The organism is Pseudomonas sp. LH1G9, from assembly GCF_002949975.1.
GTDB classification, from domain to species: domain Bacteria; phylum Pseudomonadota; class Gammaproteobacteria; order Pseudomonadales; family Pseudomonadaceae; genus Aquipseudomonas; species Aquipseudomonas veronii.
Genome location: NZ_CP026880.1, coordinates 2120130 through 2146805, shown reverse-complemented (window position 1 = coordinate 2146805; position 26676 = coordinate 2120130). Strand labels below are relative to the sequence as shown.

The window sequence follows — 26676 nt, the reverse complement described above, 5'->3', positions numbered from 1 at the left end:
GTGTCAGTCAGAGCTGGTAGTTCTTCAGCTCCCGTGCAATCACCATCCGCTGAATTTCGCTGGTGCCCTCGTAGATCTGCGTGATCCGCGCATCGCGGTAGTAGCGCTCCACCGGATAATCCTCCAGATACCCATACCCGCCATGAATCTGCATGGCCGAGGAGCAGACCTTTTCGGCCATTTCCGAGGCGAACAGCTTGGCCTGGGACGCTTCCGACAGGCACGGCTTGCCCGCACTGCGCAGGCGTGCGGCGTGCAGGATCAGTAAACGTGCGGCATTGAGCCGGGTTTGCATGTCGGCCAGCAGGTTGGCCACGCTCTGGTGCTCGATGATGGCCTTGTCGAACTGCACGCGGTCACGGGCATACGCCAGCGCCGCTTCAAACGCAGCACGGGCGATGCCCAGGGCTTGAGCGGCAATGCCGATGCGCCCGCCTTCCAGGTTGGACAGCGCAATCGCCAGGCCTTTGCCGCGCTCACCCAGCAGGTTGGCCTCAGGCACGCTGCACTGGTTGAGGGTGACGGCACAGGTGTCCGAGGCGCGGATGCCCATTTTGTGTTCGGTACGGTCGACCACGAACCCCGGCGTGTCGGTCGGCACCAGGAAGGCAGAAATGCCGCGCTTGCCCAGTTCCGGATCGGTCACCGCAAACACAATCGCCAACTTGGCGCGCTTGCCGTTGCTGACAAACTGCTTGGCACCATTGATCACCCACTGGCCGTCACGCAGTTCGGCACGGGTACGCAGGTTATGGGCTTCGGAGCCGGCCTGCGGTTCGGTCAGGCAGAAGCAGCCGATGGCCTGGCCGCTGGCGAGGTCGCTCAGCCAGGTTTGTTTCTGTTCAGGTGTGCCGTAGTTGAGGATTGGCCCGCAACCCACTGAATTATGGATACTCATCAGGGCGCCTGTGGCACCGTCGCCGGCGGAAATCTCTTCCACGGCCAAGGCATATGCCACGTAATCGACATAGGTGCCGCCCCATTCTTCCGGCACCATCATGCCCAGCAGGCCCAACTCGCCCATCTTCGCCACCAGGGCATCATCGATCCAGCCGGCTTTTTCCCAGGCCTGGGCGTGAGGGGCGATTTCGCCACGGGCAAAGTCGCGCGCCATGTCGCGAATCATGATCTGTTCTTCAGTATATTCAATATCTTGCATGGCTTATCTCGCAACCTGCGTGAAGTTGTGGAAGAAACTTTCCACGTGGCTCGGGTCCAGCCCATGGAGCGTCGACGGGTTCCAGCGCGGGCTCTTGTCCTTGTCGATGATCAGGGCGCGGACGCCTTCAATCAGGTCGCCACGCTCGAACCACTGGCGATCCAGATGCAGTTCCAGGGCGAAACACTGCTCCAGCCGCAAACGGCGCCCGCGCCGCAGCATTTCCAGGGTCACGGCCATGGCCAGCGGCGAACGGGTTTGCATCAGGTTAGCCGTGGTCAGCGCCCATTCATGGCTGTTGGCAACCGTTACTTGCTGCAGTTGTTCGACAATGCTCGGCACGTCCGGCAGGGCAAAGAAATGATCGATAGCGGGGCGCAAGGCGGCAAGCGGGGCGTCCGGCAGTTGTTGCACGGCCAGCTTGGCCAACACGCCTTGCAGGTCCTTGAGAGGGGAGTCTTGCCATTGCAGTTGATCGAGTTTCTGGTCGAGGTCGGCCAGCTTGGTGCTGTCCAGGTACCAGTCCGCCAGCCCGCAGTACAACGCATCGGCCGCGCGAATCTGCACGCCGGTAACGCCCAGATAAATGCCCAGTTCGCCAGGAATGCGCGGCAGGAAGTAGCTGCCGCCGACGTCGGGGAAGTAACCGATCGCCACTTCCGGCATCGCCAGGCGGCTGCGTTCGGTGACCACGCGCAGATCCGCGCCTTGCACCAGGCCCATGCCGCCGCCGAGGACAAAACCGTCCATCAGGGCCAGTATCGGTTTGCGGTAATGGTGGATGGACAGGTCGAGGGCGTATTCCTCGACGAAGAAATCCTGGTGCAGGCTGTCGCCGTTCTTGAAGCTGTCGTAAAGCGAGCGAATATCGCCGCCGGCGCAGAAGGCTTTTTCACCGGCTCCGCGTAGGACCACGGCGTACACCTGGGGATCGTCTGCCCAGGCCTGTAACTGTTCGGTCAGGCTGCGAACCATGTTCAGGGTGATCGCGTTCAAGCCGGCGGGGCGATTGAGGGTAAGGTGGCCAATATGGTTGCGAACGTCGGCCAGAACCTCTTGCTGAAGCCTGTCGGCGTGGCTTGCCTCGGATGAAACCTGAGCAGTCATCTGTAACTCCCTGCTTTTATTGTTCTTTATCAATATGTTCGGGGACGAACGCTCCCGCGATCGTACCAGTGCAAATTTGCCCAGTACAACCGGGAATCATGCAGGTCGTTTTTGCATTTATGCAGAACCGGCGATCAGGCCGCCGAAGGATGAAAATAGCCGGCCAGAGCCTCGGCGCAGAGCAGCACGGCCCGCCTGGCCGCAGGCTCGGCAGCGGGGTGGTTGATAAACCCGTGGCGCATGCCCGGGTACTCTTTGTGCCGCACCGACACCCCGGCGGTTTTCAAGCGCCGCGCGAAGGCGCGCCCTTCATCGCGCAGCGGATCGCAGCCGGCGGTGATGATCAAGGCCGCAGGCAAGCCCTGCAGGCACGGATCGCGGGCGGGTGAAAGCCAAGGATGCGCCCGCGGCGTATCGGCGGGTACGTAGTGGCTCACGTACCACTCCAGCAATTCGGCCGTCAGCCCGAAGCCTGTGGCGAAGTCATGTCGGGAACGATTGCGCGCCAGGCAGTCGAGAAGCGGGTAGAGCAGTAATTGAAAACCGATGTGCGCCTCGCCCAGGTCCCTGGCCATTTGGCCGATCACCGCGGCAAGCCCGCCGCCCGAGCCACCGCCTCCCACGGCGATACGCCGAGTGTCCAAGCCCAGGCTGGCACCGTGGCGGGCGATCCAGACCGTGGCGGCGTAACAGCTTTTTACTGCGGCGGGGAAGCGTTGTTCCGGTGGCCTCGGGTAGTCCACCGCCACCACGGCGCAGCCGGCCCACTCCGCCATCACCCGGCAAAAGCTGTCGTGGGTATCGAGGTCGCCTGTAACCCAGCCCCCACCGTGGAAATACATCAGCACCGCGGCCGGCGCAGGACGGGCCGGCCGGTACAGCCTCACGGCCACCGGCTGCCCCGGTGTGGCCAGGGTCAGGTCGCTGACATCCATCACCACCGCATCACGCACTTCCCGGCGTGCCTGCTCGGGGCTCATGGCCTGGCCTCCGGTGCCTGTGCCTGGGCTTCGATTTCCACCAGGTAGTCCGGGGTTATCAGCGCCTTGACGCCCAACAACATGGTGGTCGGTTCGCAGCCCTCGAAAAACTCCTTATGCGCTTGGGCGATTTGCGGCCACCACTTCACGTTGGTGGTGTACATGCGTGTGGCAATCACTCGGGTGCGATCGGTGCCCAGCCGTTTAAGCGCCGCTTCGATGATTTCCAGGCAGCGACGGGTCTGTAAGTACACATCGTCGCTGGCGTAGGGGTTGCCCTGCTCGTCGAAGGCTACCGTGCCACTGGTGACGATGGTTTCACCGACGCGCAAGGCACGGCAGTAACCGCCATTTTTCTCCCAGGGGGCGGCGGAAAAGCAGCGCTGGATCGATGCGCCCTTTGGAATCGGTTCAAGTTCGACGTGGAGGGTTTTCAAGCCGCGGAACTGCAGGTTACTGGTACGCCACACCGGCGGCTTTTTCTCCTGCAGGCGCAGGTTCGGGAAGCGCTTGAGCAGGCTGCTGAACACCACCTCGGCCTCCAGCCGGAACAGCGCCGGGCCCAGACAGAAATGCACGCCACGGCCAAAGGCCAGGTGGTCGTTTTTCGCGCGTTGAATGTTGAAGCGGTCCGGGTCGGCAAAGTGCTCCGGGTCGCGGTTGGCAGCGGCGCGTATCAGGTACACCAGATCGCCTTTGCGCAGGGTCTGGCCTCTGAGTTCGATATCTTGCGTCACGACGCGATGGCTGAACTGCCCCGACGGATCAATGCGCAGCATTTCTTCGATCGCGGGTTTCATCAACGAACCATCGGCCAGCAGTGCGTTCAGCTGGGCAGGGTTGGTCAACAAGTACCACAGGCCGATGCCCAGCATATCGGCGCTGGTGGTGTAGCCAGCCACCAGAACAAAGGCCACCTGGGCCAGCAGATCGTCTGTGCTCGTGTCGGGGCCGGCGGCGGCAATGACACGGCTGACCAAGTCGTCACGCGGGGCCTGTCGGCGTCGCTCGATCAGGTTGCCGAAGTAGGCGTACATCTCCTCCAGGCCTTGCGCGGCGGCGCCGGGAGTATTCGCCGGGTCAAGGTTGCCGACCAGAAACATCAGGATCACATCGGTCCAGCGCCGCAGCTTGAGCGCATCTTTTTTGGGGATGCCGTAGAGCATCGCCAGCACTCTGGCCGGCACCTGATTGAACAGGCGGCTCATCAGTTCGGCGGAAGGGCCCACTGTGGCGAGGAGTTCATCGGTAACCGCCTGGATGTCTGCCCGCAGCGCTTCAATCGAGCGCGGCGTGAACGCGCGCCCGAGCAGATGGCGGCTGGCCTCATGGACTTTGCCATCCTGGGCGTACATCCAGCGCGATGCTTTTTCAATAAAGGGCTCGTACATCGCGCGCTTTTCGGGCGGCAGTTGCGCGTTTACCAACTGGCGTATCCGATCCGAGGAGTAGCAGGTGGCGTCGCTTTGCGCTTTGAAGACGTCATCGAAGCGGGTCAGCATCCACGCCTTGTGCTGGGAACTCCAATACACGGGATGATGGGTGCGTAGAAACGCGTAGGCCGGGTAGGGATCGCGAACCGTGTCGGGGTCGCGGAAGTCGGGTTTGCCTTGAGGGTTCATGGTTATTGATCCTCATACAATGCGCGGGTGAACTGCTGGATGTAGTCGGCTTTCGCGATAGGCGCGTCGACCAGTTCGTCAGGCGGCTTCAGCCAATCGCCGAGCCAGGCAATGCGCGCAATGCTGGCGCACGGTTCGTCATCGTGAGCGAGGCCCCAGCGGTGCAAATAGGCGACAAACACTGCGATCAAGTCGCGCAGCAGGCCCGGTTCGAGCGGCTGGCCTTCGAGCGCCTGAATGATCAGATCGAGGGCGCGGGCGTAAGTCAGCCCCACCGCTTGCGGGTGGGAAAAATCACCGGCGTCCCGGCACTGCCGGACAATGCTCCGCTCGATTGCCTGGCCCGGGTTACAGGGCGCAACCCGGTCAAATCGCGGACGGGACAGCGCATCCTTGATCACTTGGTAGGCCATCACGCTGTTGTCCCCGGCGAATGTCGGGCTGATCTCGAAGTCCATGCGCAGGGTGACGATCTGGTTGTAGTGGTGAAACCCTTGTGAACCACACAACTCACGGCACTGGGCGATCACTTCCAGGCCCATCCAGGTGCCGATGCATTTGCTTAATGCCGCGAGAATGTGCAGGTCTTTGCGCCGTTCGGTCTGCGGCCATTGCGCTTCGAAGCGTGCGAGGATGGCTTGCTCAAGATACTTGAGGGCCAATGCCTTGAGCTGGACGTTGTACAGCCGCTGGCGAAACAGCGGGTTGCCCAGTAGCGGGCCGGCCTGTGTCAGGCGGTGGCGGGCGAATTGATAGGCCAGGTGCGCGCTCAATCCCGCACCAAGGCGCGAGGCGGCCATCAACAGCAGGCGCTCCTGGAGGAATGTCTCCAGTGCATTGATAAAGCGTTCGTTTTTGGGCAGGTCGCTGACGAACTGGCCGTTGCGGGTAAACCTGGCGTGGCGTTGCAACAAGGCGTCGGTGTCCAGCTGCATCTGGCAAAAGCGCAAACCGCCGACCTGATTGGCGTGAATGCCGCCCTTGGGGTCGCAAGCCATGACCTTGACACCCGGGCGCAACGGGCCGTTCTCTGTGTCGCGAATCACCACGCGAAACCAGTGGTGCCCCTGGTCTTCCCCATTGACCTGCAATCGCGCGAGTACCATCGCCACCTGGGCGGCATACAAACTGTTGCCGATCCAGTATTTACAGGCGCCGGCGCACGGTGAGTCGAGCACCAGGCAGTGCCGGGCAGGATCGTAGGTAACGGTTGTCTTGAGGTTACGCACGTCGGTGCCGCTGGCGATTTCAGTGCAGCCAAAGGCATACACAGCGCGCATCTGAATGACTTCATCGCGGTAGCGCGCCACTTGCTCCGGGCTGCCCTGGGTCAGTAAGGCGTTGGCGGCAATCATATGGTCGACCAGCGAGGAATACAGTGCGTAATCGTAGGCACCGATCACGCCGATCTGTTCGCACAGCGCCCTGAAATGTGATTCGTCCGGTTGGCCGAGCCACATGTCATTGTTGATCACCCCGGCATTGAAAATGGCGTGCATACGCCTGATGGTCAGGTCCATGTAGGCCCTGAGGGGGAGGTGGTGACGTTCTCGAGCAGCAAATAACGGGGTGCGAAGCAGGTGTTGCAGACATTCGTTCATGCCGTAACCCTCAGCCAGACTCTGCGTGTCTTCGCTACTGGGTTACGGCGTTCCAGACCTCAAGTGAACCACTGACATAGTTAGAACTTTAGCCGCCGTGTACTGCGTCGCAACTCTGTGGACACGCCACTCGTCGTGCGCCATACACGGGCTCAATTGACACGGCTTGCCAGCACCTCACCGATACTGCGGCGGCGCGCGTGGGTTTCTGCGGCGTGGATCAACTGTTCCAGTTCATTGGGTTCCACATCGTAGAACTGTTCCATCTCGGCCAATGCCAGCTTCAGGTCGGCGGCGGTAATCGCCGGGTCGCGCGCGGCCCTGGCATCCTTAAAGATCGCTGTCGGCGACTCGCTCGCACCTTTGGGATAGCGCGTGCGGGTGGCATTGTTGTAGGCCAGTGCGCAGGTCAATAGCGCTCCGGCGCCGAGCATCACCACCGGCAGTTCCTGCCAGCCGAGCGCCGCCGAGGCCGGATCGGCCAGTACCAGCGTCATCGCCAGGCCTCCCGCGGGTGGGTGCAGGCAGCGCAGCCAGCAGATCAGGATCACGGTCATGCCTGCTGCCAGGCAGGCGCTGCCCAAGGTGCGCCCCAGGACCCGCGCGACCAACAGCGCGACCACGGCCGCACACAGGTAGCTGCCGATGATCGACCACGGCTGGGCCAGGGCGCCGGATGAAACGGCAAACAGCAGCACGGCCGACGCGCCCAGCGGGCCAAGCAGGTGCAGGGCGACCTCCATGCCAAACACTTGGGCGCAGACCCATACGCTGAGCAGAGTGCCCAAGGCCATGCCGATCGCGGCACGGCTCCATTCGGCAGGGCGGGTATTGATGGCGGCGGGTAACCAGCGAGCGAGCATCGACAACTTCCATAAACAGCGGGCAAAAAAAAGGCTTGTCTGGTTTCCCGGAAAAGCCCTTGAAAGTTCCTGCATTTGGGGGAGGAACCTGCGTAGTGTGCCGAGCGCGATGCAAGGTCGCCAATGCATATTAATGCAGGTTAAATACAAAAATAATGGACTCAACTGGCCGGCTGCCGCCGGCGCGGTCAAGGTTGGAGGGGTTTGTCCAAGTGCAGCAGCACGTAGGGATTCTTGTCGAACGTGCCGGTGAGCGTCGGTGTGATCGAGCGCAATCGCGGGTCTTGCAACGCTTCGAAGTCGTCCTGGCTCATGACCAGCCACGCCGGGCCTTGCAACGTCGCCAGGTCGGCGGGCTGCTGTGTGAACAACGGCACTCGGTCGCAATCGAGGTTGACGATGAACTTGATGGCTTTGGCATCTTTGCCCAGCGCATGCAGCACGACGGGCGCCGGTTGCTGGTTGACCTGGGCCTGGACTTGCAGGCTGAAGGTACGCGTGTCATAGAGGCTACGCTCCAGTGGCTCGACCACCCAAATATAGGTGGTCCATACCGCCAGCACGGCGGTCAGCGCCGGCGCCAGCATGCGCAGGCGTGCCTGGAACACTGCCACCAACGCCAGCACTTGAAGCACGCCAAGCACGCCCAACACCCAGCCGATGTGCGCCAACTGCTCCGGGTAACGCGGGCGCGCCATCCAGAGCCCGGCGATCAGCAACGCAGGCAACACGGTCCACAGGCTCAGCATCAAGCCGCGCAGCCAGCCGAACAACCGGCCGTGGGCGACTTGAAACGGATACGCCGCAATAATGGCCGCCATCGGCAGCATCGGCAGCACGTAACGCGCTTTCTTCGCCTGGGGCACCGACAAGCCGAGCATCACCAGCAAGCCCGCCGCGGCGCAGTACAGCACCAACTGCAACGCCGGATCAGGTGCGCGTCGGCCGCCCAGCGCTATCGCCAGCAGCACCAGCAACGCCAGCGGGTAAGCCAGCGCGTAGTTGCCCAGGGAACTGCTGAAGTAATACAACGCACCGCTGGAGCCTTCACTGCCATCCATCCGCCCGAGGAACTGCATGCGGATCACGTCCTGCATGAACGCTTCGCCGCCACTGAGCTTGGCCAGCAGCAACAGCAGGCCGACGCACGCCCCCAGCAGTGCCAGAGCCAACAGGCCGAAGCTGAACAGTTGGCGCCATTGGCGGTTGATCAGGAAGTAGCTGCACAGCACGCCTGTGGGAATCACCAGGCCAATCGGCCCACGGATCGCAAAACCCACGATCAACAGCAGGTACAGCCAATGCAGGCGCTTGGCTGCACCGAAGTGATCATGTGCATAACCCAGGTAGAACACCGTCAGGGCCACGGCCGCGAGCATCTGGTCCAGCGACACAGCGCGGGTTTCGCTGATAAACGTGCTGCTGAGCAACAGCAGCGCAACACTCAGCAGGCCCCAACGCTGGGAGTAGGGCGCCGTCAGGCGATACACCAGCATGACGATCAGCGCCGAAGCGATGGACGTCGGCAACCAGGCCGTGAAGCTGTTGACCTGGCCCAGGGGCAAGGACAGCAGCCACGTCATCAGCGTCGAGGTCGCCAGGTAATCGGCATACGGTTGCCCGTAGGTCGTGGGGAAGAAGCTCGGCCCATGGCGCAGCATTTCCTGGGCGAATACCACGAAGCGCGAGTCAAACCCGATGATTGCCTGGTGCCAGTTACCGGCGATAAATAACAGCAACGCCAGCAGCGCCAACCCCAGCGACTGGCGCCGGATCGCTGCGTTCATCAGCTGGGGCATTTGATCGTTCACTTGTCAGGCTTCCCCTGCTTGCGGCACCCACTGTTGCTGGGGAATCGGCAACTGGCAGGAGTCGCCACGGCCCATCGGGAAGTACTGGAAGCCTTTGCGCGCCAGGCGCTCGCTGTCGTACAGGTTGCGCCCATCGAAGATCACCGGAGTGTTCAGGCGTTGGTGGATCAGGTCGAAGTCCGGTGCCTTGAACTGCTGCCATTCTGTGCAGACGATCAACGCATCGGCGCCGCTCAGGGTGGATTCCGGAGTGCCCATCAGCATCAGCCGTGGGTCGTCGCCGTAGATCCGCTGGGTTTCCTGCATGGCTTCGGGGTCAAACGCGCGCACATTGGCGCCGGCTGCCCACAGCGCTTCCATCAACACGCGGCTCGGGGCATCGCGCATGTCGTCGGTGTTGGGCTTGAAGGCCAGGCCCCACAGGGCGAAGGTCTTGCCGCGCAGGTCGCCCTTGAAGAAGGCGTTGATGCGCTCAAACAGCTTGCTCTTCTGGCGCTGGTTGATCGCTTCGACGGCTTCGAGCAGGTCGCTCGAGCAATGGGCCTGCTTGGCGCTGTGGATCAGCGCGCGCATGTCCTTGGGGAAGCACGAGCCGCCGTAGCCGCAGCCTGGGTAGATGAAGTGATAGCCGATGCGCGAGTCGGCGCCGATGCCCAGGCGTATCGCTTCGATGTCCGCCCCTAGGTGTTCGGCCAGCTCGGCGATCTGGTTGATGAAGCTGATCTTGGTGGCCAGCATGCAGTTGGCGGCGTACTTGGTCAGTTCGGCGCTGCGCAGGTCCATGAAGATGATGCGATCGTGGTTGCGGTTGAAGGGCGCGTACAGGTCGCGCATGACTTCGCGCACTGCTTCACGCTCGCAGCCGATGATGATGCGGTCCGGGCGGCGGCAGTCGGCAACCGCCGAACCTTCCTTGAGAAATTCCGGGTTGGAGACGATATCGAACTCCAGGTGCCGGCCGGTCCCGTGCAGGGTCTTTTCAATATGGGCGCGTAAGGTGTCGCCGGTGCCGACGGGTACAGTGGATTTTTCCACCAGGATCACCGGTTCGATGCGATGGCGGGCAACCGCATCGCCGACCGACAGCACGTATTTCAAGTCCGCCGAACCGTCTTCATCCGACGGCGTACCCACCGCGATAAACAGCACTTCGCCATGTTCGACAGCGAGCTTTTCATCGAAGGTGAAGCTCAATCGTCCGCTTTCAAGGTTCTCCTTGACCATCGCCGCCAACCCTGGCTCGAAAATGCTCACATGGCCCTGCTGCAATTGCCTGACCTTGTGTTGATCAACGTCCATGCAGATGACATCGTGACCGACTTCGGCCAATACAGTGGCCTGTACCAGACCGACGTAACCACTACCAAATACACTGATTTTCATGGGGCATTCCTGGGGCTTGCTGTGCTAGCACGACGAGAGTTAATAACCAGTACACCGAGGATGACCAAGGCCACCCCCAGGGTTTTTGAAAGCGAAAAATGTTCGTTGAACACCGGCAGGCTGGCGGCCAACAGGTAGACCAGCGCGTAGCTGATGCTGAGCAGCGAATAGGCGCGGCCCAGGGGCAAATCCTTGAGCGCACAGAGCCAGCACAGCATCGACAGCGCATAAGCGAGGATTGCCAGGCTCACCACGCCGAGGGCGCCCAGGTCGATGGCGTTGCTGCTGAATGCGCCGAGCCATTCGTCCGGCAGGGGCAGGCGCGTCATGCTCCAGCGCATCCCCAACTGGGCGGCGCTGACCAGACCGACACTGCCTAGGGCGAAGGCAAACCCGCGAGCCCGGCTCATACCTGGCGCCCCAGCAGCACGACGCCGGCAATCACCAGCGCCACACCCAGCCAATGCCGGGTGTCGATGTGCTCCTTGAATACGAAGCGCGCCATTAACGTGACCAAGACGAAATTGAGGCTGAGCATCGGGTAGGCAATCCCGACTTCGAGGCGCTGCAGCACCAGCAGCCAGACCAACAGGCCAAAACCCAGGCACAACAGCGCGGCCCACAACCAGGCAGAGCGCAGTTTCAGGGCCCAACCGTCAGGCTGGTCGCGCCAGCTTTCCACGGCGAACTTCTGAGCGACCTGGCCCATGCAAGTGAGCAGGCAGGCGGCCAATAACAGGAACAGGGTGATCATGGCGCAACCTGCGGGAAAATCAGGATCACGATATTGCCTTGCTCATAGCGCTTGCCATCCGGGGGCAGCAGGTTCACTTCGGCGATCTCCTCGTCACCCTTGACGCGCATCACCACACCTACGGAGCCTTGCCGGCGGGCCTCGTTCATCCATTGCTGGACCTGGGTCATGTCAACCTTGCGCTGCGCGGCGTCCGGGTAGGCGAGGCCGTATTTCACTTCGCCGATGGTGTTGTAGAGGGTGACATCAGCGCGTTGCAGGCGCCAGGCCAAGGCCGACGCCGCGCCGAGGTCATTGCTGAGCAGGGCGGATGTCGGTTGCAGTTCCTGCAGGTGGTCGATGATGAATTGATCCGGTGTCTTGTTGTACACCACCGAATGGGGCAGTGCGGCCGGGGCCAATGCCAGCAGCAACCAACTGCCCAGCGCCGGTGCGGCCCACAGTTTCAATGGGCGTGCAACCTGCAGCAGGTTGGCGATGATCCAGCCGAACAGACCGGTGAATACCAGCACCAGGCTGAGGGTTTCCTGGCCGTGTTCGTACAGCGGTTTTTTCAGTTGGAACCACGTCAGCGCGAGCAAGGCCACGACACCGAGGATCAGGTTCAGCCAGCCGTTGATGCGCAAGGCACGGTCACGGGCCTGGGCCAGTTTGTCGGTGAGCGCGTTACCCATGAGCAACGCCAGCGGCAGCAGGCACGGCATGATGTAGGACGGCAGCTTGCCTTTGGCCAGGCTGAACAGTGCCAGCGGCATCAGCAGCCACAACAGCAGGAATGCGGTGCCGGGCGCGCGCTTCTGCTGCCAGGCCTGCTTGACGGTGGACGGCAACAGCGCCACCCACGGCAGGCTGAATGCGACCAGCAGCGGCAGGTAGTACCAGAATGGCTCGGCGTGCTGCGCGTCTGCGCCGGCAAAGCGTTGGATATGCTCATGCCAAAAGAAGAAGTTCCAGAAATCCGGCTCCTGGCTCTGCACCGCAAGCGCCCAGGGCAGGCTGATGACAATCGCCACAGCGACGGCGACCAGGCCGTAACCGAGCAGCTCGCGCAAGCGCTTCTGCCAGATCGCGTAGGGCAGGGCGATCAGCACCGGCAGCAGCCAGGCGAGGAAGCCTTTGGTCATGAAACCCATGCCACAGGCAACCCCAAGCAGCGCCCAGGACCCGACGCGACCGTTGCGGGTGGTGCTGTCGAAGCAAAACCACAGCGCCACACCGGTCAGGTTGACCCAGAAGGTGAACTGCGGGTCCAGGTTGGCATAACCGCCCAGCGCCACGACGCTGAAAAAGCTCATGTACAGTACTGTGCTGACCAGGCTCTTGTGCGGGTCATTCCACAACCGGCGCGACACCCAGTACACCAGTAGAATGCTGAGCCCGGTACTCAAGGCCGACGCAAAGCGCACGCCGAACAGGTTTTGCCCGAAGAGCGCCTGGCCCAGCGCGATCATCCAGTAACCGGCAGCCGGTTTTTCGAAATAACGAATGCCCATAAAGTGCGGCGACGCCCATTTGCCGGTCAGCAGCATTTCCTGGCTGATCTGTGCATAGCGGGTTTCATCCGGAATCCACAGGCCATGGGTGGCCAGGGGTAACAGATAAAATGCGCCGAATGCCAACAGCAGCAGGGGCAGCGCCCAACGGCGGATCATGCCTGCTGCACTCCGAGCCAACCCTCACGGCCGCTCAGGGCGCCGCGCACCAGTTGTTGCTGGGGCAGGGTGGAGACGTCCGCCGGGAGCAGATCGCCCAGCGGTTTGAAATGGATGCCGCGCTGCCCTGCCTGGGCGAGCAACTGGCGAAAATCGTTGGACATCAGAATCCCTTCTACTTCTGCGTGGATCGTGTAGACGTTCAGCTTCGACTCTGCGAAGCGGTCGAGAATGAACCCGTTGAAATCCTTGGCAGCCACCACCGGCCCGACGACTTCGTCGAAGGTCGGCAGGTCTACCGGAATCTGTGGGGTGCCCGCGCTGCCATCGGCCAGGGTCGGACGAAACAGGCTGGTGCCCCGGCAATCGCTGTTGTAGCGAAAGTTGAAGGCTTGCTTGGCTTGCACCACGCGTTCATCGGCGCGCCAACCGGCGGCCGCTGAACAGTCGATACGTTCACCGAGGATGTCGCTCAAGGTGTCCACACCGCGTCGGACCTGCTCGATCAACTGTGCGTCGCTCCAACGTCCGGCGTTGGCCTGCCAGCCATGGTGATCCCAGGCGTGCAGGCCGACTTCATGCCCGGCGGCCTTGGCCTGGCGCATCAAGTGCCCCAGGTCGCGGCCGATCGGCTTGCCCGGCCAGGCGGTGCCGGCGAGCAAGATATCCCAGCCATACAGGCCGGCGGCGTTGGAACGCAGCATCTTCCACAGAAATTGCGGGCGGATCAGGCGCCACAAGTGGCGCCCCATATTGTCCGGCCCGACACTGAAGAAGAACGTCGCTTTTACCCCGGCTTCATCCAGGGACTCGAGCAACCGTGGCACGCCTTCGCGGGTGCCGCGGTAGGTGTCGACATCAATGCGAAGACCTGCCTGCATCAGCGCTTGTCCGCGATTTCGAGCATGGCTTCACGCAGGAAGAAATCCAGGGTGTTGCCGATGGTTTCGCTCATCTCCACGGTCGGCTCCCAGTTCAGCAGGCGCTTGGCGTTTTCGATGCTTGGTTTGCGGTGGGCCACGTCCTGGTAACCGGTGCCGTAGAACGCCTTGCTTTCCACGTCGCGGAAACCGGCGAACGGCGGGAAGTTGCCGCGCAGCGGGTGAGCTTCGAACTGACGCAGCAGTTCTTCGCCCAACTGGCGGATGCTTGCTTCGTTTTCCGGGTTGCCAATGTTGATGATCTGGCCGTTGCACGCATCGTTGTCGTTATCGATGATGCGCGCCAGGGCTTCGATGCCGTCGGCGATGTCGGTGAAGCAGCGTTTCTGCTCGCCACCGTCGAACAGGCGGATCGGCGTACCTTCCACCAGGTTCAGGATCAACTGGGTGATCGCACGGGAGCTGCCGATACGTGCCGAGTCCAGGCGGTCCAGACGCGGGCCCATCCAGTTGAATGGACGGAACAGGGTGAACTTCAGGCCCTTGGCGCCGTAGGCCCAGATCACGCGGTCCAGCAGTTGCTTGGAGACCGAGTAGATCCAGCGTTGCTTGTTGACCGGGCCGACCACCAGGTTGGAGGTGTCTTCGTCGAAGTACTGGTCCTGGCACATGCCATAGACTTCAGAAGTCGACGGGAAGATCACGCGCTTGTTGTACTTGACGCAGTAGCGCACCAGCTTGAGGTTCTCTTCGAAGTCCAACTCAAACACACGCAGCGGGTTGCGGGTGTATTCGATCGGGGTAGCGATGGCCACCAACGGCAGGACCACGTCGCACTTCTTGATGTGGTACTCGATCCACTCGGTGTGAATGCTGATATCGCCTTCCACGTAATGGAAGTTCGGGTGGCTGCGCAGGCGCTCGATGGCGTCGGAGCCGATGTCCAGGCCGTAGACTTCGTAACGGTCGTCACGCAGCAGGCGTTCGGACAGGTGGTTACCGATAAAGCCGTTCACGCCCAGGATCAGCACACGGGTGCGACGTGGCTTGCGGCCGGACTCGGCGCCGCGCAGGACGGAACCGTCTACCAGGCCCAATTCGTTGGCCAGGGACGGGCCGGCCAGGTACAGACCGTTGTCGTTGCGCTGACCGAACTTGATCACCAGCGAGTCTTCACCGCACGCGATGCGCAGCGGGTTGACGCTGATCACGCGGCCAGGCGCCAGGCCTTCGTTGCCCTGGACCACTTCGGCTTGCCACACGATCAGCTTGTGCTCGCCAACGGCGCAGAAAGCGCCCGGGTACGGTTGCGTCACGGCGCGTACCAGGTTGAACAGTTCTTCAGCCGGTTTTTGCCATTCCAACTTGCCATCCGCTGGAGTGCGGCGGCCGAAATAAGTGGCCTTGCTTTCGTCCTGGGCGGTTTCCGCCAGTTTGCCCGCAGCCAGTTGCGGCAAGGCGTCGCGCAGCAGGCTGCTGGCGGCGTCACGCAGTTTGGCGTGCAGGGTCAGGCCGGTGTCGGAACGCTCGATCGCGACTTTCTGCTGGGCCAGGATCGCGCCGGCATCGGCACGCTTGACCATGCGGTGCAGGGTCACGCCGGTTTCGGTCTCGCCTTTGACCAGCACCCAGTTGGCGGGCGCGCGGCCACGGTATTTCGGCAGCAGCGAGCCGTGCAGGTTGAACGCGCCTTTGCGGGCGGTGGCCAGCAGGGGTTCGCTCAGCAGGTTGCGGTAGTAGAAGGAGAAGATGAAATCCGGGTTGAGCTTGGCGATGCGCTCGATCCACAGCGGGTGGTTGGCGTCTTCCGGTGCATGCACCGGGATGCCTTTGCGGGCGCACAGTTGCGCGACGGAACCGTAGAAATTGTTTTCCTTGGGGTCATCGGCATGGGTGAACACGGCAGCAATGTCGTAACCGGCAGTCAGCAGGGCTTCAATGCCAGCACAGCCAATATCGTGGTAAGCGAAGACAACAGCTTTTGAATTCATGACGAAACCTGATCGGAAGGGGAAGTAGTGGTGGTATGGGAGGACACCATGCCGTCAACGACGACCACGGGTGCCGGTGCTGCCGGTTGGTTGCGCAGCACTTTTTCAATAAAGAACCGGGGGCGGGCGCGCACATCGCTGTACATGCGGCCCAGGTATTCACCCAAGAGGCCCATGCCGATGAACTGGCCGCCGGTGAACACGAACAGCACCGCGAACAGCACGAACGTGCCGCCGCCGGCCCATTGGGCGCCGAAGGCCAGGCGCAGGACGATCAGCGCAACGGCGAACAGCACGCCCAGGCCCGCCAGGCTGAAGCCGACGATGGACAGCAGGCGCAGCGGGGTGGTGGTCATGCAGGTCAGCAGGTCGAACATCAGGCTGATCAGGCGCATGGCGCTGTATTTGGATTCGCCGTGTTCGCGCTCAGCATGGTGTACGAGGATTTCAGTCGTGTGACGGGCAAAACCGTTGGCCAGGATCGGAATAAACGTGCTGCGTTCGCGGCAGGCGAGCATGGCGTCGACGATGGTGCGGCGGTACGCGCGCAGCATGCAGCCGTAGTCACTCATGGCAACGCCGGTCGAACGCTGCACGGCCAGGTTGATCAGGCGCGACGGCCAGCGGCGGAAGGCCGAGTCCTGGCGGTTGTTGCGCACGGTGGCAACCACGTCGTAGCCCAGCGCGGCTTGTTCCACCAGGCGCGGGATTTCTTCCGGGGGGTTCTGCAGGTCGGCGTCGAGGGTAATCACCACTTCGCCCCGGCACTGCTCGAAACCTGCCATGATCGCCGCATGCTGGCCATAGTTGCGATTGAGGATCACCGCGACCACATTGCTGCCGTCTTCGGCGGCGGCGTCTTCGAGCAATTGGGCGGATTTGTCGCGGCTACCGTCATCCACCAGGATGATTTCGTATTCGTAGGCCAGTTGCTTGCAGGCTGCCGTCGTGCGACGCAGCAATTCAGGCAGGCTTTCTTGTTCGTTGTAGACCGGGATGACGATCGACACACAATGAATAGGGTAGGGTTTCAAAGATTCATGACCTCGGGGTTTGAGCAACTTGGAGCGTAAAGACAACAGTCACTGGCCGAAAAGGCGGGTGTCTGGTTGAACCTGCTGTGGAGTTGGTGTGTTCATCCGACCATCCTGATGGGTTATTGAGATCTTCCATGTGCCGCCGAGAGTAAAGATCAAAAATTACAAAGATAAAGACGAATCAACAAGTTACTCGGCACAGTGCGGTTCGTTCTCAAGTCCTGCGGCCAAGATTAAGCGTAAAAATGTTCAACGAATATGAAAGCCGTATGAAAAACTCGTTTATTTGACAGGTAGACAGCTAGGGTTCAGCTACACAACTAAGGCACTGAGGGCGTTGTTTATTTAGCGTAATAGGAACGTTTTACATGGCGCCGGGCTCCACTGAGTAGGCGCGGATCTGCGTGGTGCGTGGCGGCAGTGTCTGCTACGTGTGTTTATTGAAGAATCTTCTCTGCATTGCGCCTCAAGTGCCGGTAAAGTAAGCCATCTCTTGCCAGGGTACTCGGATGAATAGCGTGCAGCGTTTAGGCGGCCAATGGCGGCCGGTGTTGATGGGATTGTTGATGAGCGCAGCCTGCGTCACCACCGCATGCGCCGATGACGCAGTGGCGCTGACCACGGTGGTCCAACTGCCGGAAGGGGTTGAAGTGCGCGGCAAGGAAGTTGCCGCCTACACCTGGGACGACCGCCAGGGCAAGAACCTGCTGGTGTTGGCCGAGCAAATCAGCGAACGCGAGGATGACGGCACCCAGTCGGCGTTTGTCTACGCGGCCCAGTATCTGATCGACGGTGACCGCCCCAAGCGCATGTGGATGCTCTACGACGACGTGCAGCACTGTGAATTCGATGCCGCGCTTCGCTTCGACATGGCGGCGACCAAAGTCACCGACCTAGCCGGCGACGGCACCACCCAGGCTACGGTGGGTTACACGCGCACCTGCACCAGTGATGTCAGCCCCAATGAATTCAAACTGATCATGCATGTCGGCAAGGCGCAGAAGTACCGCCTGCGCGGGGTCGACCGGGTCGGCGCCGCCTGGTGGGACGAAGAGGCTGGGGCACTGCGTGGCATGCCGCTGCCCAGGGATTGCAGCGTCGCCGGGCAACAGGCGTTGGTCAGCCAGTACAAGGAGCAGGGCACCGAGTTGCCTTTGCCGGGCTGCTACAGCGACGAGAAAGACTTTGCCAAGGCGCCGGAGGCCTACCTGACGTTCATGCGTCAGCACTGGTTCGCGCTGATGCAGAAACAGGATGCTGAATGGGGCCAGGCGCAGACCCCGTCCCAGGAGCCGACCGAGGACGAAGAGAGCGCCCCGTGATTTGGCGCCAGGGCCGATCGTGCGTTAGACTCGGCCGTCGCCAATTTAATAAATACCTCGAATAAACAATTGGTTACTCGAGGTATTTAATCCAAAGGCTGATCTACCTTGACTGAGTCTATCCGCAACCCTCTGACCCTCTACCTCACCCGCCTGGCGCCCTCCAGCCAACTGACCATGCGTTACGTGCTGCAGGATGCCGCCGACCGCCTGGGCTTCGAGGACATCAACCTTGAGGAGATCGACTGGCACCTGCTGCAACCCGAACAGGTGATCGCGCTGGTTGCGGCCTTGCGCGAGGACGGCTACGCGCCCAATACCTCATCGCTGTATGTCAACGCTGTGCGCGGGGTCATGAACGAAGCCTGGCGCATGAGCCTGATCAGCCAGGAACACCTGCTGAAAATCCGCACGGTCAAGGCTGCGCCCGGCACACGCCTGAGCCAGGGGCGCAACCTGCGTCGCACGTTGATCCGCGAAATGATGGATGTGTGCGCTGCCGATCCGCGCCCCCAGGGCCTGCGCGATGCTGCAGTGATCAGCATCTTGTATGGCTCAGGCATGCGCAAGTCGGAGTCGGTCAACCTCGACCTGGCGCAGATCAACTTTGGCGAGCGCAGCCTGCGCGTGATCGGCAAGGGCAACAAGGAACTGATCAAGTACGCGCCGGGCTGGGCCTTCGCCAAATTACAGGCCTGGCTCGAATTCCGGCGCGAACAGCTCAAGGAAGGCGAGCCAGACGATGCGTTCCTGTTCAACCGCATCCGCCGGGGCAGCCACATCACCCGCGAACGCATCACCAAGCATGCGATTTACTACATCGCCCGCCAGCGCGGTCAGCAAGTCGGGGTGACGATCATGCCCCATGATTTCCGGCGGTCTTTCATCACGCGGGTGATCGAGGAACATGACCTGTCGATTGCACAAAAACTTGCGCACCACACCAATATCCAGACCACCGCCAGCTATGACATGCGCGACGACAATGAGCGCCGGCGCGCGGTGGATCGGTTTGACCTGTAGCCGCCGGCGAGCGCGGCCGCCGCGTTCCATCCTCGGGCATGGTTCAGGAGGAAGGCGGGGCGCCGGGCAGCAGGTGCGCCGGTAAACGGCGCAAGGTCCACAACGTGGCGAGCATCGCCGCGACCGCACACAAGGCGATGCCAACCAACATCGGCGCGGGGGTGTGATCGGCGAAGATTCCCACCAGGGTCATGGAGACCGCGGCCGTGATCATCTGGATCGCGCCGAGCAGTGCCGACGCGGAACCCGCCACCGCGCCATGATCCTCCAGGGACAACACACCGGCCGCCGGTAACAGCAAACCGAGAAAGCCGAAACCGATAAACAGCAGTGTCATCATCAAGGCCAGGTGACTGCCCCACAGCGTGGTGGCGGCCAACACCACCATGACCGCCGCCACACCCACCACCGACCAGCGAATCAGCGGTGCCAGCCCGAAGCGTGCGCTCAGGCGGGCGGTGAGCTGGCTCATGGCAAAAAATGACGCCGCGTTCAGCGCAAAGCACAGGCTGAATTGGGTCGGGGTCAACCCGAAGTACTCGATGTACACGAACGGCGCGCTGCCGATAAACACAAAGAACGTCGCCAGGCCGAACCCGCACACCACCGATAAACCGATGAACACCGGGTCGCGCAACAACGCCCCATAACTGCTGAATGCATGCCCCAGGGTCTTGCCCAGTCGGCGCTCGGCGGGGTGGGTTTCAGGCAATTGCACGATGGTCATGCCCAGGCACAACACGGCCACCACCGCCAGCACGGCAAACACCTCGCGCCAACTCCAGAGCGCAATCACCAGGCTACCGGCCAATGGCGCGAGGATCGGCGACACACTCATCACCAACATCAGCAAAGCCATCAGGCGTGCCGCTTCATGGCCGGTATACAGGTCACGCACAATAGCCCGGGGAATCACCATCCCCGCGCATGCGCCGAACGCCTGCACGGCGCGAAAACCAATCAGCACTTCGATGCTCGGCGCCAGGGCGCAGCCGATACTGCCCACGGCGAAGATCACCAACCCGGCATAGATCGGCGGCTTGCGCCCGAACACATCGCTGATCGGGCCATAAAACAGCTGGCAGACGCCGATGATCATGAAGAACACCGTGAGGCTCATCTGCACCGCTGCCGGCGAGGCCTGCAGGCTGGCGCCCAGGGTCGGCAGCGCCGGCAGGTAGATATCGATGGCGAAGGGGCCGACGGCCGTGATCAGACCTAGCAGCAAAGCAAGGCGGGCGATACGTTTAGGCATGGGCAGTTCCGGGTGAAGCAAAGGTCGGTCAGCTTAAAGAACCGCCCCCGCGCAAACAAGGCGGGCAAGGCTTTGAGTTTATCTGCGCAGATCTGCGCAATTGAGCTTCAATAACAGGGAGCCTATGCCGATAACAGTATCAGTGACGCTCTAGCGGTTGGGTTCCCAACCGGCTGTCCAGGCTACGGGGATGACCAGCATGACGATCAAATTACGCTTGTGGCTATTGATTGCGACCGGGTTGCTCACAGCTTTGATCATGAGCCTGGCCGGTTACCTGGGAAACGTCCGGATGGCCGATGCCGTGCAGGATAACGAGATCAGCATGACGGTGCTGCGCAACCACATGGAAGCCGACATGATGCACGACGCCCTGCGCGCCGATGTGTTGTCGGCGATGTTGGTCGGGTTGGGTAAAAGCACCAGCACCAAGGCCGAGGTCGGCAACTCGCTCAAGGAGCATGCCGAGCACTTTCGCCAGGTGCTGGAGGACAACCTCAAGCTGCCGCTGGGCGACACGCTCAAGACCAGCCTGGAAAAAATCAAACCCAGCCTGGATACCTATATCAGCGCTGCTGAACGCATTACGGCACTCGCGCTGGACAACCCGGAGGCCGCTCGCGGCGAACTGGAGACCTTCAATACAGCCTTCAGCCAGTTGGAAGGTCAGATGGCGAGCCTCAGCGAGCTGATCGAAAACAATACGCAGCAAACCAGCATCGGTACCCGACAAACCATCAGCAACGCCAACTTCACCTTGGGCGTGGTGTTGATTGCGAGCCTGCTGCTGCTCCTGGCGCAGGGCCGCTGGGTTTCGCGGAGCATCATGGGGCCGTTGCAGGCCGCAAGCCGCATCGCCGACAGCATCGCCCGTGGCAATTTGAGCGAACCGATTGTCGAGCCCCAGCGCAAGGACGAGGCCAGCGCGCTGATACGCAGCCTCGGCACCATGCAGCGGGACCTGCGCGGCATGATCGAAGTGGTGCGCAGCAATGCCCATGGCGTCAATGGCATGAGCGAGCAACTGAGCCAGGGTTGCCATGAGGTGGCGGGCAGCAGTCAGCAGCAAAGTAGCGCCGCCAGCACCATGGCGGCGGCGGCCAGTGAAATGACCGCCAGTATCGAGGAAATCACCCAACATGCGGCGCGCGCACTGAACATGGCCAACCAGGCAGAAGCCTTGGCCAAGGACGGCGGTCGGGTGATCCACCAAGTGGTCAGTGACATGGCCGGCATTGCCCGTTCAGCGCAGCAGTCGGCTCACGTCATCCGCACGCTGGACAAGGAGTCCGAGGCAATCTTCAGCATTATCCAGGTCATCAAGGGCATTGCGGATCAAACCAATCTGCTGGCCCTGAATGCCGCGATCGAAGCCGCCCGCGCCGGTGAACAGGGGCGCGGTTTTGCGGTAGTCGCCGATGAAGTGCGCAGCCTGGCCGGACGCACCAGCGCCTCGACCCAGGAAATTGCCAGCATGGTCGGCCGTATCCAGCAAAACACCCGCGAAGCGGTGACCAGCATGGAGGAGGGCGTCACACAAGTGGACAAGGGCATGGCCGTGACCGCCGAAGTCGAGCGCGCCATCCGCGAGATTCTCCAGGCCACCCTCAACACCACCGAGTTGGTCAACGACATCTCCCGCACCATCAGCGAGCAAAGCCTGGCCAGTAACGAAATTGCCCATCAAGTGGAGATGATTGCCAGCATGTCGCAGCGCAACAGCCAGGTGATCGGCACGACGGCCTCGACGACGGACGAGTTGTCTGCGTTGGCGGGGAAATTGTCGCAGTCGGTGGATCGATTTCGGCTCTGAGCATCACCGCTGATTTAGACAACTCGACTCAATCCTAACGCCAGCAGCCATCGGCAATTCGTGATGGCTGAGGGATGAGGTTTGGCTGTTTGGTCGGCTGGCGGCTAGGGATATACGATCGTGACAGTCGCCATTGCAGTGACCGCTCCGGCGGGTGCGGTATCGACACCCGGCATCCGCACATACTGTGCTGTAAAGGGCATGGTATATGAGGCCCCCGCAGCAGCCGAGGAATTGCCATATTGAATCGGTGCCTGCGAAGGCAGCGTACTGCCCGTTGGCGTAGGGCCGAATGTGATCGGGGCTGTCTCGTTACTGTGGTAGAGGCGTACCCCCACTTTATTGCCTGCACTTGGCTGCAGATAGTTCTGCTGGCTACCGGTGTGAAGCGCATCGGTGAAATAGGTGGAATAAACCGCGCCTTTGCCGCAAGCCGAGGCTGTGATCGAAAACGCCATTTCGCCCACCGTGCCCGCGCTGCGCGTACTGCCTTGCGAGGCAATCTGCGACTGTGTGGCGGAGTTGAGTTTGACCGTCTGATTCAGTTCACCGGCGCTGAACTTGCAGGTGGGCAGGTCCTTGGGCAGTGCCGATTGCAACTGAGGCAAGTTCAACGCGTAGTTGGAACCTCTAAAACAATTGATTGTGCTCTGTGTCCCCGTCGAGTCCGGGTAAACATACATGCCCACAAGAAGTTGTGGCCCGCGCTGGGCGGCCATGTACTGCGACAGAAGTGTGGTTGTCGTATCATTGGCGGCATATTTGGCCGCGTCGACGATGACCAGTTCATACTGCGCATAATAGGTGACGCTGCCGTTATAGCGAATGAAATTGTTAGAGGTTGGCAGATAGGCGTAGGCGACGTCGAGCGTATTGGGGGCAAGTATGACTGGCGTATAACTAATTACTCTCGTGAGTATGTTGGACGTCAGTGAGGTTATCGTCATCCTGCCGCCGATACCGGACGTGGTGGAAAGTGGCACCGAATTGGTACTTGTGTCGTAATTCGGGTAGCTGCCCCCGGCGTTTGTCTGTATCCCCCATGAATACACGGAGTCCGCACCGGTGGTGCTGTTTCCGCCGCCGCGGATATTCGTCAAGGTGATTGGCAATTTCATGGTGATGGAAGCTAATACCGTACCATTGCCAAATGTCGCCGGCTGCTTGATATCCCAGCCCCCCGACGCTTGAAAGCTCGATGCGGAACAAGAGCCTATCTCCGCGTATACCGGGGAAACCCAGAGCGCACCCAGAATCAACGTGACTGCACTGCACAACTTAGCTAGACGGACACCCCAAGAGTTCAAAAGGTTGGCTAGTCTAGGCTCTGAATATTTCATCAAAATGCCCTCTGAAATTGGCCTGATATGCGTGGTATGGACTAAATATAGTTTGGCTGAAAACCTCCACGCGAGAACGCAAGTTAAAGTTAGTTTAAAAGTGCATCTAGCCGCTGTATATCGGACAAGTATTAAAAACGCTGGCAAGCCAGGTCCTGCACGATGGGATTAACCCCCTTCGAACTTGAACGGAGGTGTCACTTTGAACTCGCGCGACACTTCGCCGGAAAAGATATTCGACTGATCCTTGCCCAGGTCCAGTTTCATGACGTTGCCCGTGCCGGGGGAAAAATCGATCTTTTTCAAATCGACCCAGAAGGTATTGGGCGTCAGGGCCGATTCGAAGAAATACAACTTGCGTTGATGATCCACCACCGAACGCCAGCGGGTGGAGGAGATGTTCGGCTCCCCTGGCGTGGAGATGCCGTAGGGCACCGAAACGTTCCTGATCACGCTGAATACACTGGCCAGCGACACCTGCGGGTTCTCGTTCCTGGGGATCGCGTTGACATAAAAGGACGCCCGGGCGAAGCGGTCGGCCGCGCGGTTGGTGCCCGGCAACATGACTGTCCCGCCGATGGATTTCCAATAGGCATTGAGGGCCAGCTGTTGATCAAAGGTCGGTGAGTTGGTCATGACCTGGAACTCCCGACCATGGTGAATCACCGGTTTTCCCTTGATGTACTCGATGATTGCGCTGTCGCCTGACGCATCGGACAGGGACAGATGCAGGGTCGCCAGGCGAGTGTCCCCGGGAACCTTGGACGTCACCAGGGTGAACGGTTCTTTCTTCAGCGCCTCCACGGCTTCAGCCACAGTGGCGTAGTTGTCCAGCACGTATTGCGCCCAGGCGGCGATGCTCAGACCGGGCTTAGTGCTTTTGGCCGTTGGGTATTCCGACTCCACCAGCCACAGCAGGTTGGCGACCAAACCGGCCTCGTTGACCCCGTCGGTGGTGGCGATGTCATAACCCGAAGCAATCACGCTCCCATAACGCGAAGTCCACTTGATCGAACCTGCGCCCACTTCGCCATTACGCTGCATACCCTGGGGAAAGATCCACAGGTTGGTCGCTACATCGGTTTTCCAGTCCATGGAGCGCGCGGTGATCACCGTCTGGTTATCCCCCAGGTAGGTCAGTCGCGTGCAGGCCTGGGCCACCGGCAGACACAGCATGAATCCTGCCAGGCCAAGGGCTAGCGCGCGGGTGATGGGTTTACGCAACTGTGCTCCCTTCATTGTATGACTCCTCAACTGCTGATCAGAAACGCACGGACAGGCCGATTGCCGGGCCGCGCTGGGTAACGTCGTACTTGAACGTATTACCGGTGAAATCGTGAGTTTGATATTTCTGTGATAACACTCGATAGCCCGCTCGCAGCGTAGTTGGGTATTGGAACAAGTGGGTCCGATACCCCAAATACCCCTGGGCGCTGTAACTGCTCTTCGTCGCGGTATCGAAGCCGCCGACGTCCACTTCGCCGGAGGCCGTCCAACGTTCATCAAGATCCGTCAGCATCCGCACGCCCACGAACGGATCGCTCCATTGCGCTTTCTTGCGGGTGGCAAAGCCGATGCTGTCGATCTCCAGTTTGCTCGCCAGGCGGGTCCAACGTACCCCGGCAGTCGGTTCCACGCGCCAGGCGCGCGGGTCGCCGAAAATCGTCGTGCCGCCGAGCGCTTGCTCATGGGCGAGGTAATAGACCCCCGCCGCGATGGTGGTCTGCGTGATGTTGAGTCCAGCCTTCTGACCCAACACCCGGTGGGACTCATGAGTATCGGCATGGACTCCATCGACATAGAAGCCGAGGCTGCGGTTGGTGACGTCGAGATTACCCATGAAGACCGAGCGCAAGTTGTTCAAGGTTTCAGAAAACGGCACGTCGACGTGGGTGCTTACACCGCCGAGCGTCGCCTGGCCGGACATCGAAGGTGCCCACGCAAATGGGCTGACAAGCACGCGCCAGGGCGCATCGCCATGTGCGGATGCGGCGCTCGAGTCAGCCGCCTGGGCCTGTTGCCATTGCATGGAAAAACAACTGATGGCAATCAGGATATAGATCATTTTTGTTTTAGCGCACTTGAATGTCATGGCCGGATTTTTCCACTTTTGCACAATGGGTTCGCTCCGCAAAGTCATCGCCAAACCAAGGTTTTCCGGTGGTTTGCGAGATTAACAAGAGAAAGATATGAAGCGAGCCTGAACTTTATCGTGAATTTACTAGCGCCAGAAGATAGACGGACTTGCATTCGTTCCAGTCTTATTTGTTTGCACTAAAAAAGCAGACGGGTACGAGAGTCTGCAAGGTGGCAGGCCACTATATTAGTCCTCTGATAACGATTGGGCCTAACCATCAACTAGTTGCGAATATCATGAAAATCAATCTCATTATTGCTGACGATCACCCAGTATTAATCTCGGGTATACAACATGAGTTGTCCAGCATTCATACGCTGCAGGTGGTGGGAACTGCCAACAACTCTACTGAAATAATGGAGCTGCTCGCCAAGGAACAATGCGACATCCTGATCACGGATTATGTGATGCCTGGCGGTGAGTTTGGTGATGGGATGACCATGCTCTCGTTTCTGCGCCGGCGCTACCCGAGCCTGAAGATCATCGTGTTCACCATGATCGACAGCCAGATCATGCTGACCGAGTTGATCAAGCTCGGCGTACACTCGGTATTAAACAAATCGGAGCATATCAGCCACCTGATATTTGCCATTCATGCGCTCTACGCGGGGGCCACTTATTTTTCGCCGAAACCCCATCCCGGCAACGATCTCAACCTTGCCCAGACCCGCACGACGCGGCGTTTATCCAGGCGCGAGGCAGAAGTCATTCGGTTGTATGTGTCTGGACGCTCGGTCAATGAAATTGCCAGCGAATTCAATCGAAGCAAGCAGACCATCAGTTCGCAAAAAACCAGCGCCATGCGCAAACTGGGTATCAAGCGTGACGTTGAACTGATTCGCTTCGCCCGTGAGATGGGATTAGTTACCACCATGCGCTCAGATGATTACTTTGAGGAAAAACTCGATTAATTAAGAACACCATGATGAATGTTTTTGATACTTG

The 26676-nt window shown here is 60.6% G+C and carries 22 protein-coding genes and 1 pseudogene; 5 read left to right on the top strand and 18 right to left on the bottom strand.

Annotation, left to right across the window (positions count from 1 at the left end; genetic code table 11):
- Positions 1–7 precede the first annotated feature (7 nt).
- The 14 genes from C5F70_RS10005 to arnC form a co-directional block, all read right to left on the bottom strand.
- Positions 8–1159: an acyl-CoA dehydrogenase family protein gene (locus tag C5F70_RS10005; RefSeq protein WP_104903223.1), complete on the bottom strand. Its 1152-nt coding sequence runs from the start codon at positions 1157–1159 to the stop codon at positions 8–10.
- Between the two features lie 3 nt (positions 1160–1162).
- Complete coding sequence (locus tag C5F70_RS10000) at positions 1163–2266, bottom strand: enoyl-CoA hydratase/isomerase family protein (protein WP_046383501.1); 1104 nt, start codon at positions 2264–2266, stop codon at positions 1163–1165.
- A 134-nt stretch (positions 2267–2400) separates the two neighbouring features.
- On the bottom strand, positions 2401–3246 hold the full coding sequence (locus C5F70_RS09995) for an alpha/beta hydrolase (RefSeq protein ID WP_104903222.1): 846 nt from the start codon (positions 3244–3246) through the stop codon (positions 2401–2403).
- Complete coding sequence (locus C5F70_RS09990) at positions 3243–4868, bottom strand: cytochrome P450 (RefSeq protein ID WP_104903221.1); 1626 nt, start codon at positions 4866–4868, stop codon at positions 3243–3245. Before C5F70_RS09990 ends, C5F70_RS09995 begins: the two co-directional genes overlap by 4 nt.
- A 2-nt stretch (positions 4869–4870) precedes the next feature.
- The gene (locus C5F70_RS09985; protein WP_104903220.1) at positions 4871–6388 is read right to left on the bottom strand and encodes an acyl-CoA dehydrogenase family protein; all 1518 of its coding nucleotides are present in this window, start codon (positions 6386–6388) and stop codon (positions 4871–4873) included.
- A gap of 233 nt (positions 6389–6621) precedes the next feature.
- Entirely contained in the window at positions 6622–7332 is a 711-nt protein-coding gene (locus C5F70_RS09980; protein ID WP_017846254.1) for an HPP family protein, read from the bottom strand.
- 188 nt (positions 7333–7520) lie between these two features.
- On the bottom strand, positions 7521–9131 hold the full coding sequence (locus tag C5F70_RS09975; protein ID WP_177410552.1) for a glycosyltransferase family 39 protein: 1611 nt from the start codon (positions 9129–9131) through the stop codon (positions 7521–7523).
- A 15-nt stretch (positions 9132–9146) separates the two neighbouring features.
- Positions 9147–10526 carry a UDP-glucose/GDP-mannose dehydrogenase family protein gene (locus tag C5F70_RS09970; RefSeq protein WP_104903218.1) on the bottom strand — a complete coding sequence of 460 codons (1380 nt, stop codon included), beginning with the start codon at positions 10524–10526 and terminating at the stop codon, positions 9147–9149.
- On the bottom strand, positions 10523–10936 hold the full coding sequence (gene arnF / locus C5F70_RS09965; RefSeq protein ID WP_046489489.1) for a 4-amino-4-deoxy-L-arabinose-phosphoundecaprenol flippase subunit ArnF: 414 nt from the start codon (positions 10934–10936) through the stop codon (positions 10523–10525). Before arnF ends, C5F70_RS09970 begins: the two co-directional genes overlap by 4 nt.
- Positions 10933–11280: a 4-amino-4-deoxy-L-arabinose-phosphoundecaprenol flippase subunit ArnE gene (gene arnE, locus C5F70_RS09960; RefSeq protein WP_017846250.1), complete on the bottom strand. Its 348-nt coding sequence runs from the start codon at positions 11278–11280 to the stop codon at positions 10933–10935. The genes arnF and arnE overlap by 4 nt, the downstream gene beginning before the upstream one ends.
- Complete coding sequence (gene arnT / locus C5F70_RS09955; protein WP_104903217.1) at positions 11277–12932, bottom strand: lipid IV(A) 4-amino-4-deoxy-L-arabinosyltransferase; 1656 nt, start codon at positions 12930–12932, stop codon at positions 11277–11279. Before arnT ends, arnE begins: the two co-directional genes overlap by 4 nt.
- Positions 12929–13813: a 4-deoxy-4-formamido-L-arabinose-phosphoundecaprenol deformylase gene (gene arnD / locus C5F70_RS09950; RefSeq protein WP_017846248.1), complete on the bottom strand. Its 885-nt coding sequence runs from the start codon at positions 13811–13813 to the stop codon at positions 12929–12931. The genes arnT and arnD overlap by 4 nt, the downstream gene beginning before the upstream one ends.
- Complete coding sequence (arnA, locus tag C5F70_RS09945) at positions 13813–15804, bottom strand: bifunctional UDP-4-amino-4-deoxy-L-arabinose formyltransferase/UDP-glucuronic acid oxidase ArnA (RefSeq protein WP_104903216.1); 1992 nt, start codon at positions 15802–15804, stop codon at positions 13813–13815. Before arnA ends, arnD begins: the two co-directional genes overlap by 1 nt.
- On the bottom strand, positions 15801–16838 hold the full coding sequence (arnC, locus tag C5F70_RS09940; RefSeq protein ID WP_046489492.1) for an undecaprenyl-phosphate 4-deoxy-4-formamido-L-arabinose transferase: 1038 nt from the start codon (positions 16836–16838) through the stop codon (positions 15801–15803). The genes arnA and arnC overlap by 4 nt, the downstream gene beginning before the upstream one ends.
- A gap of 512 nt (positions 16839–17350) precedes the next feature.
- On the opposite strand from arnC, the gene C5F70_RS09935 reads away from it, so the two are divergent.
- Both C5F70_RS09935 and xerC read left to right on the top strand, forming a co-directional pair.
- Complete coding sequence (locus tag C5F70_RS09935; protein WP_017846245.1) at positions 17351–18163, top strand: M949_RS01915 family surface polysaccharide biosynthesis protein; 813 nt, start codon at positions 17351–17353, stop codon at positions 18161–18163.
- 108 nt (positions 18164–18271) lie between these two features.
- On the top strand, positions 18272–19186 hold the full coding sequence (gene xerC, locus C5F70_RS09930) for a tyrosine recombinase XerC (RefSeq protein ID WP_046489493.1): 915 nt from the start codon (positions 18272–18274) through the stop codon (positions 19184–19186).
- 43 nt (positions 19187–19229) lie between these two features.
- Here xerC and C5F70_RS09925 read toward each other — a convergent pair whose 3' ends face one another.
- On the bottom strand, positions 19230–20441 hold the full coding sequence (locus C5F70_RS09925; RefSeq protein WP_104903215.1) for a multidrug effflux MFS transporter: 1212 nt from the start codon (positions 20439–20441) through the stop codon (positions 19230–19232).
- A gap of 190 nt (positions 20442–20631) precedes the next feature.
- On the opposite strand from C5F70_RS09925, the pseudogene C5F70_RS31470 reads away from it, so the two are divergent.
- A pseudogene (locus C5F70_RS31470) lies at positions 20632–21348 on the top strand (MCP four helix bundle domain-containing protein); the annotation flags it as partial.
- Between the two features lie 42 nt (positions 21349–21390).
- Positions 21391–22254, top strand: coding sequence for a methyl-accepting chemotaxis protein (locus tag C5F70_RS31465; protein WP_371920069.1), 864 nt, complete (start codon positions 21391–21393; stop codon positions 22252–22254).
- A 104-nt stretch (positions 22255–22358) separates the two neighbouring features.
- Here C5F70_RS31465 and C5F70_RS09915 read toward each other — a convergent pair whose 3' ends face one another.
- The 3 genes from C5F70_RS09915 to C5F70_RS09905 form a co-directional block, all read right to left on the bottom strand.
- Positions 22359–23594: a fimbrial protein gene (locus C5F70_RS09915; RefSeq protein WP_017846241.1), complete on the bottom strand. Its 1236-nt coding sequence runs from the start codon at positions 23592–23594 to the stop codon at positions 22359–22361.
- A gap of 168 nt (positions 23595–23762) precedes the next feature.
- Positions 23763–24833: a linear amide C-N hydrolase gene (locus C5F70_RS09910; RefSeq protein ID WP_104903214.1), complete on the bottom strand. Its 1071-nt coding sequence runs from the start codon at positions 24831–24833 to the stop codon at positions 23763–23765.
- A gap of 22 nt (positions 24834–24855) precedes the next feature.
- Positions 24856–25734: a hypothetical protein gene (locus C5F70_RS09905; RefSeq protein WP_371920068.1), complete on the bottom strand. Its 879-nt coding sequence runs from the start codon at positions 25732–25734 to the stop codon at positions 24856–24858.
- Positions 25735–25967: 233 nt separating this feature from the next.
- On the opposite strand from C5F70_RS09905, the gene C5F70_RS09900 reads away from it, so the two are divergent.
- On the top strand, positions 25968–26642 hold the full coding sequence (locus C5F70_RS09900) for a response regulator transcription factor (RefSeq protein WP_026139934.1): 675 nt from the start codon (positions 25968–25970) through the stop codon (positions 26640–26642).
- Positions 26643–26676 lie beyond the last annotated feature (34 nt).

What these genes read in the sequence shown, in the direction of transcription:
- C5F70_RS10005 (WP_104903223.1), bottom strand. Translation starts at nt 1,159, where the DNA reads ATGCAAGATATTGAATATACTGAAGAACAGATCATGATTCGCGACATG.
- C5F70_RS10000 (WP_046383501.1), bottom strand. Translation starts at nt 2,266, where the DNA reads ATGACTGCTCAGGTTTCATCCGAGGCAAGCCACGCCGACAGGCTTCAG.
- C5F70_RS09995 (WP_104903222.1), bottom strand. Translation starts at nt 3,246, where the DNA reads ATGAGCCCCGAGCAGGCACGCCGGGAAGTGCGTGATGCGGTGGTGATG.
- C5F70_RS09990 (WP_104903221.1), bottom strand. Translation starts at nt 4,868, where the DNA reads ATGAACCCTCAAGGCAAACCCGACTTCCGCGACCCCGACACGGTTCGC.
- C5F70_RS09985 (WP_104903220.1), bottom strand. Translation starts at nt 6,388, where the DNA reads ATGGACCTGACCATCAGGCGTATGCACGCCATTTTCAATGCCGGGGTG.
- C5F70_RS09980 (WP_017846254.1), bottom strand. Translation starts at nt 7,332, where the DNA reads ATGCTCGCTCGCTGGTTACCCGCCGCCATCAATACCCGCCCTGCCGAA.
- C5F70_RS09975 (WP_177410552.1), bottom strand. Translation starts at nt 9,131, where the DNA reads ATGCCCCAGCTGATGAACGCAGCGATCCGGCGCCAGTCGCTGGGGTTG.
- C5F70_RS09970 (WP_104903218.1), bottom strand. Translation starts at nt 10,526, where the DNA reads ATGAAAATCAGTGTATTTGGTAGTGGTTACGTCGGTCTGGTACAGGCC.
- arnF (WP_046489489.1), bottom strand. Translation starts at nt 10,936, where the DNA reads ATGAGCCGGGCTCGCGGGTTTGCCTTCGCCCTAGGCAGTGTCGGTCTG.
- arnE (WP_017846250.1), bottom strand. Translation starts at nt 11,280, where the DNA reads ATGATCACCCTGTTCCTGTTATTGGCCGCCTGCCTGCTCACTTGCATG.
- arnT (WP_104903217.1), bottom strand. Translation starts at nt 12,932, where the DNA reads ATGATCCGCCGTTGGGCGCTGCCCCTGCTGCTGTTGGCATTCGGCGCA.
- arnD (WP_017846248.1), bottom strand. Translation starts at nt 13,813, where the DNA reads ATGCAGGCAGGTCTTCGCATTGATGTCGACACCTACCGCGGCACCCGC.
- arnA (WP_104903216.1), bottom strand. Translation starts at nt 15,804, where the DNA reads ATGAATTCAAAAGCTGTTGTCTTCGCTTACCACGATATTGGCTGTGCT.
- C5F70_RS09935 (WP_017846245.1), top strand. Translation starts at nt 17,351, where the DNA reads ATGAATAGCGTGCAGCGTTTAGGCGGCCAATGGCGGCCGGTGTTGATG.
- C5F70_RS09925 (WP_104903215.1), bottom strand. Translation starts at nt 20,441, where the DNA reads ATGCCTAAACGTATCGCCCGCCTTGCTTTGCTGCTAGGTCTGATCACG.
- C5F70_RS31465 (WP_371920069.1), top strand. Translation starts at nt 21,391, where the DNA reads ATGCAGCGGGACCTGCGCGGCATGATCGAAGTGGTGCGCAGCAATGCC.
- C5F70_RS09915 (WP_017846241.1), bottom strand. Translation starts at nt 23,594, where the DNA reads ATGAAATATTCAGAGCCTAGACTAGCCAACCTTTTGAACTCTTGGGGT.
- C5F70_RS09910 (WP_104903214.1), bottom strand. Translation starts at nt 24,833, where the DNA reads ATGAAGGGAGCACAGTTGCGTAAACCCATCACCCGCGCGCTAGCCCTT.
- C5F70_RS09905 (WP_371920068.1), bottom strand. Translation starts at nt 25,734, where the DNA reads ATGACTTTGCGGAGCGAACCCATTGTGCAAAAGTGGAAAAATCCGGCC.
- C5F70_RS09900 (WP_026139934.1), top strand. Translation starts at nt 25,968, where the DNA reads ATGAAAATCAATCTCATTATTGCTGACGATCACCCAGTATTAATCTCG.